The 16,051-nt window shown below is 55.1% G+C and carries 13 protein-coding genes; 5 read left to right on the plus strand and 8 right to left on the minus strand.

Annotated features, from left to right (window positions below; genetic code table 11):
- Nucleotides 1-132: 132 nt before the first annotated feature.
- From CJA_RS18645 to CJA_RS07960, 3 genes are all read left to right on the plus strand, one after another.
- Nucleotides 133-1,524 carry a DUF2066 domain-containing protein gene (locus CJA_RS18645; protein ID WP_083766846.1) on the plus strand — a complete coding sequence of 464 codons (1,392 nt, stop codon included), beginning with the start codon at nucleotides 133-135 and terminating at the stop codon, nucleotides 1,522-1,524.
- A gap of 8 nt (nucleotides 1,525-1,532) precedes the next feature.
- On the plus strand, nucleotides 1,533-2,252 hold the full coding sequence (hda, locus tag CJA_RS07955) for a DnaA regulatory inactivator Hda (protein WP_012487256.1): 720 nt from the start codon (nucleotides 1,533-1,535) through the stop codon (nucleotides 2,250-2,252).
- A gap of 232 nt (nucleotides 2,253-2,484) precedes the next feature.
- Nucleotides 2,485-4,365, plus strand: coding sequence for a glycoside hydrolase family 9 protein (locus CJA_RS07960; RefSeq protein ID WP_012487257.1), 1,881 nt, complete (start codon nucleotides 2,485-2,487; stop codon nucleotides 4,363-4,365).
- A gap of 50 nt (nucleotides 4,366-4,415) precedes the next feature.
- Here CJA_RS07960 and CJA_RS07965 read toward each other — a convergent pair whose 3' ends face one another.
- The 8 genes from CJA_RS07965 to CJA_RS08000 all read right to left on the minus strand — a co-directional run bounded on the left by CJA_RS07965 (nucleotide 4,416) and on the right by CJA_RS08000 (nucleotide 13,762).
- A complete protein-coding gene (locus CJA_RS07965) occupies nucleotides 4,416-5,330 on the minus strand; it encodes a bifunctional transcriptional activator/DNA repair enzyme AdaA (protein WP_202944185.1) in 915 nt (304 codons plus the stop codon).
- A 150-nt stretch (nucleotides 5,331-5,480) separates the two neighbouring features.
- Nucleotides 5,481-7,025, minus strand: a complete 1,545-nt coding sequence (gene lnt / locus CJA_RS07970) for an apolipoprotein N-acyltransferase (protein ID WP_012487259.1) — start codon at nucleotides 7,023-7,025, stop codon at nucleotides 5,481-5,483.
- Between the two features lie 66 nt (nucleotides 7,026-7,091).
- Nucleotides 7,092-7,964 carry an HlyC/CorC family transporter gene (locus tag CJA_RS07975; RefSeq protein ID WP_012487260.1) on the minus strand — a complete coding sequence of 291 codons (873 nt, stop codon included), beginning with the start codon at nucleotides 7,962-7,964 and terminating at the stop codon, nucleotides 7,092-7,094.
- 19 nt (nucleotides 7,965-7,983) lie between these two features.
- Nucleotides 7,984-8,517 (minus strand): rRNA maturation RNase YbeY, encoded by a 534-nt coding sequence (gene ybeY / locus CJA_RS07980; protein WP_012487261.1) that lies wholly within the window; start codon nucleotides 8,515-8,517, stop codon nucleotides 7,984-7,986.
- A gap of 11 nt (nucleotides 8,518-8,528) precedes the next feature.
- Nucleotides 8,529-9,623 (minus strand): PhoH family protein, encoded by a 1,095-nt coding sequence (locus tag CJA_RS07985; protein WP_012487262.1) that lies wholly within the window; start codon nucleotides 9,621-9,623, stop codon nucleotides 8,529-8,531.
- 145 nt (nucleotides 9,624-9,768) lie between these two features.
- Nucleotides 9,769-10,731: a lysylphosphatidylglycerol synthase transmembrane domain-containing protein gene (locus tag CJA_RS07990; RefSeq protein WP_012487263.1), complete on the minus strand. Its 963-nt coding sequence runs from the start codon at nucleotides 10,729-10,731 to the stop codon at nucleotides 9,769-9,771.
- Nucleotides 10,732-10,780: 49 nt separating this feature from the next.
- Complete coding sequence (gene miaB / locus CJA_RS07995; RefSeq protein WP_012487264.1) at nucleotides 10,781-12,151, minus strand: tRNA (N6-isopentenyl adenosine(37)-C2)-methylthiotransferase MiaB; 1,371 nt, start codon at nucleotides 12,149-12,151, stop codon at nucleotides 10,781-10,783.
- A gap of 261 nt (nucleotides 12,152-12,412) precedes the next feature.
- The gene (locus tag CJA_RS08000) at nucleotides 12,413-13,762 is read right to left on the minus strand and encodes a DEAD/DEAH box helicase (RefSeq protein ID WP_041551313.1); all 1,350 of its coding nucleotides are present in this window, start codon (nucleotides 13,760-13,762) and stop codon (nucleotides 12,413-12,415) included.
- A gap of 278 nt (nucleotides 13,763-14,040) precedes the next feature.
- Here CJA_RS08000 and CJA_RS08005 point away from each other — a divergent pair, with 278 nt between their 5' ends.
- Nucleotides 14,041-14,382, plus strand: coding sequence for a DUF1820 family protein (locus CJA_RS08005; RefSeq protein WP_012487267.1), 342 nt, complete (start codon nucleotides 14,041-14,043; stop codon nucleotides 14,380-14,382).
- 121 nt (nucleotides 14,383-14,503) lie between these two features.
- On the plus strand, nucleotides 14,504-16,027 hold the full coding sequence (locus CJA_RS08010; protein ID WP_012487268.1) for an FGGY family carbohydrate kinase: 1,524 nt from the start codon (nucleotides 14,504-14,506) through the stop codon (nucleotides 16,025-16,027).
- The last annotated feature ends 24 nt before the right edge of the window (nucleotides 16,028-16,051 follow it).

Below are 16,051 nucleotides of genomic sequence, written 5' to 3' on the forward strand. Positions count from 1 at the left end.
GCGTGACCGCTTTGCGAAACCCTTCTGCCGCCCCGGCTTTCAAGCCTGTTACAATGCGCGCCTTTGTGCCTCTTGCCGCAGTATTTGTCCCGGCATGCGGCGAGGCTTGGGTTGATTCTGGATCTGCTATTTATGAGCTTGGTATCGCTATTTTTACGGCTTTTTACCCGCTTTTTATGTCTTTTTAGTGTCTTTATGCTGTGGTCTAACCCCAGCCTTGCAGGCAAGACACTGGATATCTACAAGGCTAGTACCCTGGTGAAAAACCAATCGGAGGCAGAGCGCAATCGTGCGGCGCGGGCCACGTTGGGCGAGGTCATTGTGCGGGTATCCGGGCAAACCAGTGCCCTTGGGCATCCACTGGTGCAGTCAGCGATTCCCAATGCGCAGCATTATTTGTTTGGTTTTAGCTACCACTCAACCGATGCGCGTATCCAGGAGGGGGAAAAAAGCCTCAAGGCGATAGCCTTGCAGCTCAATTATTCTCCCGAAGGTATTGAAAAATTGCTGCGTGATGCGCAGTTGCCCTTGTGGCCGGCACAGCGCCCACAGGTGTTGGTCTGGCCTGTCGTAAAGGATGCGGCGGGTACCCGCTTTGAGTTGGCTCCCGAAGTCCTGGCTGCACTCAAGGCCCGCGCGGATTATCGCGGTTTACCATTAGTTTTTCCGCATAATGATATAGAGGATCAACTGGTACTCTCTGCCGATGATGCCTGGGCTTTTAAATACACGGCCCTCCAATTGGCTTCCCTGCGTTATAAGGCAGACGCTGTGCTTGTGCTGCGCTATACCCCAACTTCTATCGGGGGAGTTCCCCCGACAAATTTTGATGCTGTTTTAGAGCGTGAGCCTTCTGGTGCAAACCCTCCGAAAGCCAGTGTTGAACAAGAGTCGCTGTTTTTGACGGCGGAGGAGCCCGCGGCTACAGCGGATATCCCGGCACCCCAGGGCCCATGGGTGGGCGATTGGCAATTGCTGCAGGGCGATGATCACAGCGCCTACAGGGGTGAATTTACCCTGTTGCCAGACCTGTTTAACCGCGTGGCGGACGATATGGCAGATGCCTTTGCCAACCAGTACGCCATCATGCCTAGCGATCATGGACCGCGAGAGCTGGTTTTGCGCATTGAAGGGGTTAATCACTTCGGTGCTTTCAAAGAGGCACAAGCCTATTTGGCTGGCCTGGCTATGGTCAAACAAATGGAAGTTCTACGCGTTACTGCTGAGGGATTACTGGTCGGCTTGGAAATTGAGGGGGACACCCGCTTACTGGTCAGTACCCTGGCACTGGCAAAGCGTATGCGCCCTCAGGATCCAGCCAGCCTGATTGCGTGGTTAAACGGGCAGGCGGCAACGGAATCCTCCACACCGGTCAGTGCAGAGGATGAGGCTGAATTGGCGGCACAACTGGATGCCTTGATGGGCGGTGAGGCTGGCCTGGCAGACACGTCACACTCCCCGGCAGTGACTGGCCCGGAGCCTGGTTCGTTTGAAAACCCGATTCATTACCTCTGGTTAAAATAGGTGCGGTGATGGTGACCTATGCACCCCGGCAGCTGTCCCTCGGGGTCAGCCTTAACGATGATGCCACCTTTGACAATTTTTATGCACCTGCTTCGCAGCACCATAATGCCCTGGTTGTTGATGGCTTGCGTCGCCAGGTAGAAGGCAAGGCCGAGGCTTTTGTGTATCTGTGGGGCGCACCGGGTGCCGGTCTGACACATCTGTTGCAGGCCAGCTGCCACTACGCACAAACCCTGGGACAATCTATCCAGTATTTGCCATTGCGCGATATGGCGGGTTATGCCCCGGCAGAGTTGTTTGTAGGGTTGGAAGCACTGGATCTGGTCTGCCTCGATTGCCTGACATCAATTGCCGGGCGTGGCGACTGGGAGCTGGCCATTTTCAACCTGTATAACGCGCTGCGCGATGGCGGTAAAAAGTTGTTGGTGGCAGCGGAGCAGAGCCCGCGGGAATTACCGTTGCAACTGGAAGACTTGCGCTCCCGCTTGCAATGGGGAGTCACCTACCAGGTCCATAGCCTGAGTGATGAGGACAAGCAGCAGGCGTTGCAAAAGCGCGCGCGCGCGCGCGGCCTGGAGCTGAATGACGAAGTGGCGCAATTTATTATCCAGCGCCTGCCGCGCGATACCAATGAACTCTTCTGCCAGTTGCAGCGCCTGGATCAGGCTTCCCTGGCCGAGCAGCGCAAGCTGACGATTCCCTTTGTAAAGAAAGTATTATCCCTTTGATCCCTGGTGGGCACTGACGCAGAATCCGGGAGCGTCTCGCCCACTTTTGAAAGATAGATTTGAAGGATTGATTAACGTGGCGCGCAAAAACCGGGTCTGTTCGGCAACCTGGTCAGACGTTCAACAGCAATCATACTGATAACAAAACGGGTCCGATAAGCCACTTGTTACATCATCTACTGCCTTGCCAGGCAATGGACGCTGCGCTATCGGCACCTCTCCGGAGCCCTCTATGCCTGTCGCAAAAACTGTCGCCTGCTGGCGTACCTGTCTATTTGTAAAAGCCTATTCGCTATTGAGCAAACCCTGTTCGATCTTCTCCCTGGCGTTGTTGCCCTTGTTGGTTGCAGGTTGTGGCAGCGGTGGTGGAACCGCAAAACCGGTTACTGGCTCTTCGTCTACCAGCTCGGTAGTCTCAAGTCCTGCATCCAGTGCGGCTAGCAGTTCTGTCGTTAACCTGGGCCTGATCAAGCTGAACCAGGTGGGATTTCTTCCGGCAGCATCCAAACTGGCCGTGGTTCCTGAGGTGGCAGCAACGGCGTTCCAATTATTGGATAGCGATACGCACAGGGTTGTGTATAGCGGGGAGTTAACTTCGGCAGCCAATTGGGTACCTGCGCAAGAGCGGGTAAAACTGGCTGATTTTTCCGGTATTACCGAGCCGGGCATATATCAGTTACGCGTGGAGGGGGTGGAAGATTCCCATTCCTTCCCGATAGGGACTGAGGTCTACAGGGATTTGGCGGCAGCCAGTATCAAAGCGTTCTATTACAACCGTGCCGGCACCGCCCTGTTAAGTCAGCATGCGGGTATATATGCGCGCCAGGCTGGACACCCGGATACCCAGGTGTATGTACATGGCTCGGCGGCCAGCCAGGCGCGGCCTGAGGGTACGGTGATTTCCAGCCCCAAGGGCTGGTATGACGCGGGTGACTACAACAAATATATCGTCAACTCTGGCATATCTACTTACACCTTGCTGGCGGCTTACGAGCATTTTCCGCTGTTATTCAATGAGCAGAACTTGAATATTCCCGAGAGCAACGACGATATGCCCGATCTGCTGGATGAGATCCTGTGGAATCTTGAGTGGATGCTCACCATGCAGGATCCGCATGATGGTGGTGTCTACCATAAGCTCACCAATAAGAACTTTGACGGTACGGTGATGCCCCATCAGGCTACCAGCCAGCGTTATGTCGTCCAGAAAACCACGGCGGCGGCACTGGATTTTGCGGCAGTCATGGCGACGGCAAGCCGTGTGTTTGCTGCCTATGAAGCACAACGCCCCGGCCTGGCTGCACAGATGCGTGAAGCCGCTGAATCTGCCTGGGCCTGGGCACAAACCAATCCGGCGGTCTTTTATGTTCAGCCTGCAGATATCCGCACCGGGGAATATGGCGATCGCAGCCTGGCGGATGAGTTTGCCTGGGCGGCAGCGGAGCTCTATATCACTACCGGGGACGATAGCTATTACACGGCGATGAATGCAGCCGGGACGGAAAATACCGTATCTTCCTGGGGGGATGTGCGTGGTTTGGCCTGGATATCACTGGCGCATCACCGCGATAACCTGACCGACCTTGCCGATCAGGATTTGATCGCAAGCAGAGTGACTGGCCTGGCGAATAGCCTGCACAATACATGGCAGGCTTCTGCCTACCGGGTAAGCATGCAGACCAATCACTTTGTATGGGGCAGCAATTCTGTTGCGCTTAATCAGGGAATTGTGCTGGTTCAGGCCTATCGCCTGAGCGGTGAGCGGCGCTATCTGGATGCGGCCCAGTCCATGCTCGATTACGTGCTTGGGCGCAACGCTACCAATATTGCCCAGGTAACCGGATTTGGCACCCGCTCAACCTTGCACCCACACCATCGCCCTTCGGAGGCTGATGGCATTGAGGCTCCGATTCCCGGTTTTGTCGCAGGCGGGCCTAACCCGGGGCAACAGGATAGGAGTGACTGCCCGGTATCTTATCCCTCCGCCGTGACAGCCAGGTCCTACCTGGATCATTACTGCAGCTATGCCAGTAACGAAATTGCCATTAACTGGAATGCACCCCTGGTATACCTGGTTGCGGCTGTCCAGGCGCTGACGCCAGTCAATCCATAATTGGCCATACGGCAGGGTATGGGGTCGAACCGGGCTCCATACCCGCCGCTCTACGGATTTTTACCCGCTGCCTTTGCTTCGCGCTTTAAAAGTTCCCGCTTGCGTTCCACACCCCAGCGATAGCCTGACAGACCACCGTCGCTGCGCACGACACGATGGCAGGGGATGGCTAATCCCAGTGGGTTGGCTGCACAGGCACCGGCAACCGCACGCACGGCATCCGGGGAGCCCAGGTGCCCGGCAATGGCTTTATAGCTGCGGGTTTCGCCCGCCGGAATTTCACGTAAGGCTTGCCATACCTTTTGCTGGAACAGGGTTCCGCGAATATCCAGGGGTAAATCCAGTGTGCGCGATGGTTGTTCTATATAGGCAATGATGGCTGCCAGTTCTTTCGCTAATTGGCGGCTGGCGTGCAAGCTGGCGTGAGGGAAGCGCCGCTGCACATCCTCGACCAGGGTATCTTCCTGGTCGCCCAGCAAAATGGCGCAAACGCCTTTCTCGGTTCGGGCGACCAGCACCAGCCCTAAAGAAGAATGGTCCAGGGCAAACTCAATATTCATAGGCAGCTTTCCCCTATATGGGTTGTGGTGTTGATTGGCTCCCTGTTGGCTGGCTTTGGCATAGGCTTTGGGGGTCAATCCAGTGACTTGTCTGAATAAACGATGCAGGTGATAACGGCTGAGACCGGCGTAATTCGCCATCTCCTGCAGGCTGGGCTCCCCATCTGCATTCTCGATAAAGCGGCACAGGGCTGTGATGCGTTCCTGTATCAGGCTATCCGGGGTATCCCGCTGCGGGTGGCAGCGCTTGCACGGACGAAACCCGGCGGCTTGTGCCGCGTCAGGTGAAGGAAAAAAGCGCACATTATCGGGATTGGGGCGCCGCGATGGACAGCCAGGGCGACAATAGATACCCGTGGTAATCACGGCGTAGAAAAATTGTCCTTCTGCTGAGGCGTCATTCAACAGGTGCCATCGTGGGTCTGGTGAATCAGTGGGCTGTGGCGTCATGGCGGTCAGTGCAAGTAAGTCCAGGTACTTAAGGTCAGGTACTACTCTAGCGATTATCCAGCGCCAAGGCAGTACCGTTCTTGCTATGACATTCAATATGCTGGTTCAGTCGCGCTTTGCCTGCGCTCCGGGAATCAGCTCCTGCAGCCGTGGGAATGCCAGTGCCAGCAGGGCGATGGACGCAAGCAGTGCCAGGGGGCCGCTGCCAATCGCCATAAACGGGGTCCAGTCTTTGACCGGATGTATTTGGCCGGTGAAGGTTTGCTCCGTAAAGGAATCGCTATGGCTGAGTATCTTGCCTTTGTTGTCAATAATGGCGCTGGGGCCATTGTTGGTGCTGTAAATCAGATAGCGGCCAGTTTCCAGCGCGCGCATTTGTGCCATTTGCATAAACTGCTTGGACTGGATTGAATCGAGGAACCATCCGAGGTTGTTAACACTGAGCAAAACCTGGGTTTCACGCGCGCCTTCGGCGATCAAATCCGGGTAGACAATTTCGTAACAAATAGCGGGGGTAATACGAATTCCATGGGCGATCAAACCGTGCTGCTCGCGCGGGCCAATATTGATAAACGATGTCGGCAAATCGAAAAATTCAATAAGTCCGCGCACATAGTCTTCCAGGGGGACATATTCGCCAAAGGGAACCAGGCGGCGTTTATGGTAAAAGCCGAGTCCTTCGCCGAGTCCGGCGATCGAGTTGTAATAATGGTTGCGCTCGCGGTCGGCAAATATCACGCCGGTGAACAGGGCTGCATTGGACTGTGCGGCACGGGTATTCATCTCTTCGAGGAAGGGCAGTGCAGTTTGGTAGGTGAGTGCCGTTGGAATGGCCGCTTCGGGCCAGATGACCCAGTTGTTGGTCCACAGGTTTTCACTCATGTCGCGCAGTTGGTTGAGGCTCGCATTAACCGCAGCGTAATCCCAATTCAGTTTGGTACTTTGATCCACGTTGGGTTGCACCATGCCTACACTGATAAATTGTTCATCCGGCTCTGCCCAGGTGATAGTTTTTAAGGCGGCTCCTGCGATCCAAAAGGCAATGCAGGCACCGCTGGCAATAATCAGGGCGCGGGATTTTTGGTATTGCCACAACCATTGTGCGATCAGGCCACTGGTAAACACACTGATAACACTCAAGCCCATTACGCCGGCAACGGGTGCCCAACCGCTGAGCCAGGTATCCAGGTGTGCATAGCCGATAAAGAGCCAGGGAAATCCGGTCAGGAGCCAGGTGCGCATCCATTCACCCAGCAGCCAACAGGCGGGCAGGGCGATTATCAATGCGAGCGAATGATGGTTAAACCAGCGCCCAAACAGGTAGAACGGAAGGGTAAAAATAGCGGCCATAAAGGCAGCAAATAACAACACCAACAGCGCAGACAATAGGGGTGAGGCGCCGCCGAAGTAATGGATGCTGACATAAATCCAGTGAATACCTGCCGCGTAAAGGCCAATGCCAAACACAAAGCTGCGCCAGATGACCTGGTTCAGGGGCTGGTCTTTCAGCAGGAGCGCAAACAGGGTAAGAGCAATAACGGCAATGGGCCATAGGCCGAAAGGCGCAAAACCAAGGGTGATAAGGCTGCCGCTGAGTAGCGCCAGCAGCAGGGCTTGCCACCGGGGCAGGGCGAGCAGTTGTGTTTTCATTTATCGTTTCCTATAAAAAATCCCGCCAGGGTGGGCGGGATTTTTTGTCGATAGCCAGGCGCAACCTTAATCTTCATCGCCAACTATCGTCAACCGCAACAAATGGATTTGGCGGTTGTCGGCATAGAGTACGCGGAAACGCATGGGGCCAATTTGGGCCACTTCATTGCGCTTGGGCAAATGCCCGAATTCCTGCATCAAAATACCGCCGATAGTGTCGAAATCCTCATCGCTAAAATGGGTTTTGAAATACTCGTTAAAGTCTTCAATAGGCGCCAGGGCCTTTACAATGTAATCGGTGTCGCTCACCTGGCGGATAAAGTCCGTGACCTCCTCGTCTTCATCGGTCTCGTCTTCAATTTCGCCCACGATCTCTTCAAGGATATCTTCAATGGTTAGCAGACCGGAGATACCGCCATACTCATCCAGTACCAAGGCCATGTGGTAGCGGTTTTCGCGGAATTCGCGCAGCAGTACGTTTACACGCTTGCCCTCGGGCACAATGTTTGCCGGGCGCAGGATAGATTCGATATTAAAGTTTTCTGTGCCTTTGAGGGCGAGGGGAAGCAAGTCCTTGGCGAGTAAAATGCCGCGTACATCATCGAGGTTTTCGCCGATTACCGGATAGCGGGAGTGGCCGGATTCGATCACTTGTTGCAGGACTTCTTCCGGGGTGCAATCCAGGCGAATGGCGGTGATCTGTGAACGCGGCACCATGATTTCGCGCGCGTGGAGTGAGGAGACATCCATCGCGCCCTCAATAATACTCACCGCTTCCGGGTCAAGCAGGTGGTTATCGGCCGCATCCTTAATAATTTCCAGCAATTCATCGCGGGATTTGGGTTCGGTGCTGAAGGCATGGAGTAATTTATCGAGCCAGGATCGCTCGTGTTTTTCGGCTTTTTCAGAGGTGAAACTACTCGGGTGATCGTCCGACATGGTGGTGTTCCTGAAGGGGTTATTCTATATGGCCAGCACTGCTGCTGGCCTGGCGCCTGGGCGCCGGGTTTGTGGGAATGGCTTCGGGATAGGAGGCCTCATCGTATGGGTCTGCATATCCCAGCCTTGCCAGGAGTTGGGTTTCCAGGGCTTCCATGGTTTCGGCCTCATCATTGTCAATATGGTCATAGCCGAGTAAGTGCAAACTGCCGTGGATCAACATATGTGCCCAATGGGCATCCAGTGGCTTGTGTTGCTCATCAGCTTCGTGTTCGACAACCGGGGCACATACCACCAGATCACCGAGCAGGGGAATCTCCACTTCGGGAGGAATATCTGCCGGAAACGACAGCACATTGGTGGCATAGTCGCGCTCGCGGTATTCACGGTTCAGGTCGCGGCCTTCATCGGTATCCACGATATACACACTGACTTCGGCTTCATCCAGCTGCTGGCTATCAAGAGCGGTGCTTATCCACTGCCGGATATGCTCCTCGCTGGGTAACTGCTGGCTGGCGCTGTTGATTTCAATATCTATTTGATACTTGCTCATGGCGCCCTGGCTTAAAAGCCATTGTGTTTGGGGTTGTTTTCCTCGTAGGCATCATAGGCCTCCACAATGCGCTGCACTATGGGGTGGCGCACCACATCTTTCGAGGTAAAGTGGGTAAAGCTGATGCCATGCACATTGTCGAGCACTTCAATGGCGTGACGCAGGCCAGAGGCCATGCCGCGCGGCAAGTCGATCTGGGTTGGGTCACCGGTGATGACTGCCGTGGTGCCGAAACCGATACGGGTGAGGAACATTTTCATCTGTTCACGGGTTGTATTTTGGCTTTCATCGAGGATCACAAAGGAGTTGTTCAAGGTGCGTCCGCGCATAAAGGCGAGGGGCGCGATTTCGATAACGCCGCGTTCAATCAGCTTGCCGACTGCCTCAAAACCCAGCATCTCATACAGGGCGTCGTAGAGCGGGCGCAGGTAGGGATCGACCTTTTGGGTCAGGTCGCCGGGCAGGAAACCCAGTTTTTCGCCGGCTTCTACTGCCGGGCGAACCAGCAGGATGCGTTCGATTTCGTTTTTCAGCAGGGACTCTACCGCACAGGCGACAGCCAGGTAGGTTTTTCCGGTACCGGCAGGGCCAATACCAAAATTGATGTCGTTGCGCTGTACCGCGCGTACATAACGCTGCTGGTTGAGGCCGCGCGGTTTAATCGTGGCTTTCTTGGTGCGGATCAGCGTCGTGGTACTGTCATCGTCCTGGACTTTGGCTTCAGCGGTCAGGCCATTATTCAAGTGTTGGCTGGCTTCAGCCTTATCGAGTTGTTCCATAAGCTCCTCAATGCCTGAGCTTTGCAGCGCCAGGTGGACTTCATCGGGGGTGAGTTCGGTATCGGCAGTAGCGCGATAGAGGCTGCTGATCAGGGCTTCTGCGGCACGGGTTGGGGTAGCTGCGCCCACCAGCTCGAAATGATTGCCGCGGTGGCGGATTTCGATGTGGAGGCGTTCTTCAATTTGGCGCAGATGCTGGCCGAGCAGGCCGTTCAGGTTTGCCAGGCGGCGGCTATCGCTAGGTTCCAGGGTTAGCTGCCGGGTGACGCTTGCTGGTGAATCGGGCGCAACCTGTGTGTCCAGGCCGCCACTAACGTGACTATTCAAAACGGGGGGGAATCTCTTTCAGCTGACGTTAAGGTTTAGCCTACCCCATTCATTGCGAAGGTAAAAGCCTCATTTGCTGTTTTATGGTTTTTCGGCAGGGGCTACCCCCGGGGAAGACCGGTTAATAGGTAGCTGATTGGGGAAATTATTGTTCCGGAGGGGGGCGTTTTGGCTGCCAGCGGCGCAGCCATTGGTCATGTTCAAAAAAGAGTACCATCACCAGAGAAATAGCCAATGGAATCAACAGATAGAACAACCGGAATACCAGCAGGGCTGCTATAACATCTGCCGGGTTCACATCCGGGAGTGCTATCAGGAAAACCACCTCTAATACCCCTAACCCGCCGGGAGCGTGGGATACCAGGGCAGCCGAGAAGGAGGCCAGAAAAATGCCCAGCACCAACAGGAAGCCGGGATTACTGGCTTCCGGCAGTGCGAAGTAAATGATGGCTGCGGCGCCGATCAGCTCCAGTGGGCCGATAATCAGTTGGCGCAGCACGATAGGCATGCGGGGATATTGCAGCTTGACCTTGCGAAAGCGCAGGGATTTCAGTTTCAGGCTGCTGCCAATGACGTAGAGCGCCACCAGGCCAAGCATCAGCAGTCCGCAGAGAATCGGTACCCACAGGGGTAAATCCTCAAAGAAACGATTGACCAGGGCTGGCTCAATCAATAGCACAACCCCGCCAAGCAAAATAGAGCCGAGCGCAAAGGTAAAAGAGCAAAAAGCTACCAATACACCGACTTCGGTAGCGCTTAAGCCTTTTGAGCTGTAGGCGCGATAGCGCACAACGGCACCGGAGAAGACGGATGCGCCAATGTTGTGGCCAATGGCGTAGGCAGTAAAGGAGGCGGCGGTGATAAATCCCCAGGAGATACGTTTGCGCAAGTGGATTAATGCCAATCGGTCGTAGCCTGCCAGTGCCGCATAGGCGACAAGGGTCGCGAGGGCTGCCAGTGCCCAGCCGCTAAGGGGTATGGCATAGAGGCTGTCGAGGATATCGTCCAGCGAGATGTCCCGCAGCTGGTGGTATAGCAGCCAGGCGGAAAATACAACAGCGGCCAAACCTACGATTGGCCATAAATAATCCTTGTTCAGTTTCATCATGCGATCTGTTTCTTCGTCATGCGGTTAACAGAAAAGGTTCGGCAATGAGTCAGTGCCAATCCTGATCCAGTTCCGAGGCAATGAGCGAACCGCGCAACGAATTGGGCAGGGCTTCCTCGATTAATACATCAGCAAACTTGCCGATCAACGCCGGATTATCACAGCGGAAGTTTACCACGCGATTATTCTCGGTACGGCCAGATAGCTGGCCAGGGTCTTTCTTGGAGTAGCCACTTACCAAAATGCGCTCGGTGTTACCCACCATGCGACGGCTGATCGCCATGGCTTGCTGGGTAATACGGTCTTGCAGAATCGCCAGGCGCTGTTTTTTCACTTCTTCCGGTGTGTCATCGGGCAGGTCAGCTGCCGGAGTCCCGGGGCGCGGACTGTAGATGAAGCTAAAGGAGGTATCGAATTCCATATCGTGGATCAGTTTCATGGTTGCCTCAAAGTCTGCATCGGTTTCACCGGGGAAGCCGATAATAAAATCTGAGGAAAAACTGATATTGGGACGATTCTTTTTGATCCGGCGCAACTTGGATTTGTATTCCAGCACGGTATGTCCGCGTTTCATGGCCATCAAAATACGGTCGGAACCACTTTGTACGGGCAAGTGCAGATGGCTTACCAATTCGGGGACCTGGTTATAGACCTCGATCAGGGCATCGGTAAACTCTACCGGGTGTGAGGTAGTGAAGCGAATACGGTCGATACCATCCACGGCGGCGATATAGGTAATCAATTCCGCCAGGTCGACAATCGTGCCATCGGCGGCAGCGCCGCGATAAGCGTTAACGTTCTGGCCCAGCAGGTTGACTTCGCGCACACCCTGTTTGGCAAGGTGTATCACCTCCGCCATCACATCGGCCACCGGCCGACTGACTTCTTCACCGCGGGTATAGGGCACCACACAAAAGGTACAGTACTTGGAGCAGCCTTCCATGATGGAGACAAAGGCGCTGACGCCATCGGCATCGGGTTGGGGTAATTTGTCGAACTTTTCAATTTCCGGGAAGCTAATGTCGACAACCACCACGCCGTTGCTTTTTTTGGTTTCCATCATCTCCGGCAGGCGGTGCAGGGTTTGGGGGCCAAAAATCAGGTCTACATAGGGCGCCCGCTCGGCAATGGCTGCGCCCTCCTGGCTGGCGACACAGCCGCCCACACCAATGATCAATTCGGGGTTTTGCTTTTTCAGATTTTTCCAGCGGCCCAATTCGTGAAAGAGTTTTTCCTGGGCTTTTTCGCGGATAGAGCAGGTATTGATCAGGATAACATCGGCTTCTTCAGGGTTCTCAGTTGCCACCATGTTATGCGATTCGCCCAGAAGGTCGCGCATACGATTGGAATCGTATTCGTTCATCTGGCAACCGTGGGTTTTGATGTACAGCTTTTTGGTTGGTGTTTGGGTGGCGGACATGAAAACAACCTAAAGGGCGGAGGCGCGTAAAAATTATGCAAAAATCGGCGCGCATTATAGGTCAAGCAAGGGGCTAAGCCTATAGATTGGATTGAAAAAGCCGGTTCCGGGCAAGGATTTACCGCTCCTGGCAAGCTTTTGACGCCCGTGAGACGGAGCAGGTATCCGGCCTGTCGACCACGGCCTGATTTTGGGTAGCAAACAGGGTAACACCGTTAAAAGGCATGGGGATAACTCCATGCCTTTTATGTCGGTATGGGCTTAACGGCTGCGTGGCTTTTTAGCGGAGTGTTGCGTGGACCGGCTGGCTTTCGCGCCGCTTTTGGCAGCCGCTTTGGTGCTGGTCTTGGCTTTTGGCCTGGCCGGGCGGCCATTGGCCTTGGGGGCTTTTTTGGCCGGTGCTGCCTTGGCCTGGGCTTTGGTGTCTGTGGCCTTGGCGAATCGACTTTTGGGTTTAGTGCTGTCCACCGCGGATTCAGTCACCTCAAAGCCTTTGATTTTGACGCGCTTGATTTTGGTGCCTATGGCCTTTTCAATCAGGGCAACCTTGGGCTCATCACTGGCAGATACCAATGATATGGCTATGCCTTTGCTGCCGGCGCGGCCGGTGCGGCCTACACGGTGTACGTAGTCCTCGATAAAGAACGGCAAATCCAGGTTAACGACATAATCCAGCCCCTGGATATCAAGCCCGCGTGCGGCCACTTCGGTTGCGACCAGCACTTGTAATTTCCCCTCCTTGAATTCCTTGAGCGCGCGGCGGCGTGCGCCCTGGGTTTTCTCTGAGTGGATCACTGCACCTTCGACATTATCTTCCTTAAGGGCATTAATCAGTTTGTCAGCTTCTTCCCGTGTGCTGGAAAACACCATGACCTGAAACCAGTTATGGGTACGCAGCAGCTCCATGAAAAGCTCGTATTTGCGTGCCTGGTCTACCGGGTAAAGCAGGTGCTCCACGGTATCGGCAACCGCATTGCGCTTGGAAACGGCAACGCTGAGTGGGCGCGCCAGTATTTCTTTCGCCAAGGTGGTGACGGATTGGGTCAGGGTGGCGGAGAAAAACAGGATTTGCGGTTTTTTGCCCATGCCGTTGAGTAACTTGCTGATCTCGCCAACAAATCCCATATCCAGCATGCGGTCGGCTTCATCCAGTACCAGGAACTCAACCTGTTGCAGGTTGATATTACCCAGTTCCACATGTTCCAGCAGGCGGCCGGGTGTCGCCACGAGCACATCCAGGCCCGCTTGTAATTTGTTGGCCTGGCTGCTGTGTTTTACCCCGCCATAGACAGCAGCAATCGTGAGCGAGGTGAAATGGGCATATTGCTGGAGGTTGTCGGCAACCTGTTCTACCAGTTCGCGGGTAGGAGCCAGGACCAGCGCTCGCGTGTGGCCCGGTTGGGTGGCGCGGGGTTTTTCCAGCAGTTGCTGTAAGAGGGGAAAGCCAAACGCAGCGGTTTTGCCGGTGCCGGTTTGCGCCGTTACCAGCAGGTCCCGGCCGCGGCGGGCGGGCGGAATGGCCTGCTCCTGTACCGGCGTCAGCTGTTGAAAGCCGCAGCGTTTTACGGCGCGTAACAGTTCGGGCGCAAGGCCCAGGGCTGCAAAGTTCATGGACGTGAATACCGATCCGGTGAAAAAGGGCGCGCAGTATAGCGGTTTAACCCGGTGCCGTGTTACTGCGTTGCTCGCTGCCAAGGAGGGAGTATCTCTGTAAACAGGGCATTGGCTTGATTAGGTAATAGCACAATGGATTGGCTTGTCTGTATAAAAATTGCCCAGGCGGGGCGAGAATAGGAAAAACTTGTGGTATCCTGCGCGCCCTTTGCCGGGCTGGTCCGGCGGCATGTATTTCACTGTTTCAAGCGTAATTTTACTGTTTAGAGAGTCTTATGGCGGCCAAACCTGTATACAAAGTGATCTTTCTCAACCAGGGTCAGGTGTACGAAGTTTTTTGTTCTGCGATTTACCAGAGCGAGATGTACGGTTTTATCGAAATTGAGGAGTTTGTCTTTGGTGAGCGCAGCCAATTGCTGGTAGATCCGGCCGAAGAAAAACTCAAAAACGAGTTTGCCGGTGTCAAGCGTTCCTATATCCCCATGCATTCGATTGTGCGCATTGATGAAGTGGAGAAAGAAGGGCCTGCCAAAATCAGCGAGATCAAAGGCGGCAGCGACAAAATAGCCCAGTTTCCCTACGGCACGTTTATTCCCAACCCCCAATCCGGGGATTAATCCCTGCGATTCCTGCCTCTCTTGCCGCTGTAGTGATCCGAATGGAAAATGCCGATTGAGTCGGAAAAGAGAGGCCATAGCTTCGCTACACTTGGCTTATTGATTCCTATGAGCCTGTTCCATGATGCCTGATTCATCTTCCCCTTTGTACCTCGCCATAGACCAGGGCGGCCAAAGTAGCCGGGTGGCAGTGTTTACTGCCAGCGGTGAATTGTTACTGAGCGAATCTGCGCCCTGTACAACTCGCCATTACCAGCCGGAGGCGTCCCGCTATACCCATATTGAGCAGGATCCTGTGGAAATCCTGGCGGGTGTTCGTCAGTGCCTGGCGCGGGTTGGCGAACGCCTGGGTACAGGGGTAGGGCAGATTCGTGCCGCCGGTTTTGCCGGGCAGGGCTCTTCGCTGCTGTGCTGGGACCGCCAAACCGGTGAAGCCCTGTCACCGGTATTAAGCTGGCAGGATATTCGCGGTGAGCCCTATCTGGCGGCAACCGGCTTAACCCATACCCAGGTGCAGCAACGGACGGGATTGCGCCTCTCACCCCACTATGGCGCCAGTAAAATGCGCTGGTGCCTGGAGCATTTACCCGCCGTCACTGCGGCCAAGGCCGCGGGGCGTTTGCGCATTGGCCCGATTTTTAGCTACCTGTTGTGGCATCTGTCAGAGGGGGCCGATGCTGTTGATCCCGGCCATGCCCAGCGCACCCTGCTGTGGAATTTGCAGCAGCGGGACTGGGATGAATTCCTGTCAGATCGTTTCGGATTGGATAAATCCTGCCTGCCTCCATGCTATTCCCATAACAGTCGCTTTGGTGGGTTGACGCTTGCAGGACAGGTTATTCCCATCACAGCAGCAACTCGCGACCAGGGCGCTTCCCTGTTTGCAGGGGGATTACCTGACCGGCATACCTGCTATATCAATATGGGAACCGGTGCTTTTATCCAACGCCTGAGTGCGAGCCTGCTGGTGCCGGATGGTTTGCTGGTGAGTCCGCTATGGTTGCCGGAAGCGCGTGCCCGCCAGGAGGCCATAGAGCTATCTTCGCCAACCTGCTATGCGACAGAGGTGCCTGGCAGCCTTGGGTCTGCGCCCTTGTATGCCTGGGAGGCAACGGTCAATGGTGCCGCCTCGGCCATTGCTTTTGTGCAGGAGCAAGCTGGAATGGAGATTACCCCCGTGCTTATCCAGCAACTGCTCGAACGCGATCCGGCGGCAAATTGCTACCTGCTCAATGCTGTGGGTGGCTTGAGCGCTCCCTATTGGCGGACTGACCTGCACTCACAATGGGGCAATACTGCCAATGGCGAGGAAAAAGTGCTCGCCTGGCTGGAGTCTGTCATTTTCCAGATTGTGGTTAATGTGCGTTTGATGAATACCTCGGGGGAACTGCACGAGATTGTTATCAGCGGCGGATTAAGCCGCGCCGATGGTATGTGCCAGCGTATTGCCAACCTGGTGGGTGTCAGGGTCAGGCGTGCGGAAAATGCGGATGCAACCGCGCAGGGGATGGCATTCCTGGCGGCGGCCATGCCGCCTGCCTGGCGACCGGCGCTGCGCGAAGAGGTGTTTACACCAATGGATGATCCCGGATTAGGCGCACGTTTCCGGACATGGCAGGATGCGATGGCGTTATGGTTGGCCTGACTCCCGGCAGAATAGTGGTTTTCT

Source organism: Cellvibrio japonicus Ueda107 (genome assembly GCF_000019225.1).
In the GTDB taxonomy this organism is placed as follows: domain Bacteria; phylum Pseudomonadota; class Gammaproteobacteria; order Pseudomonadales; family Cellvibrionaceae; genus Cellvibrio; species Cellvibrio japonicus.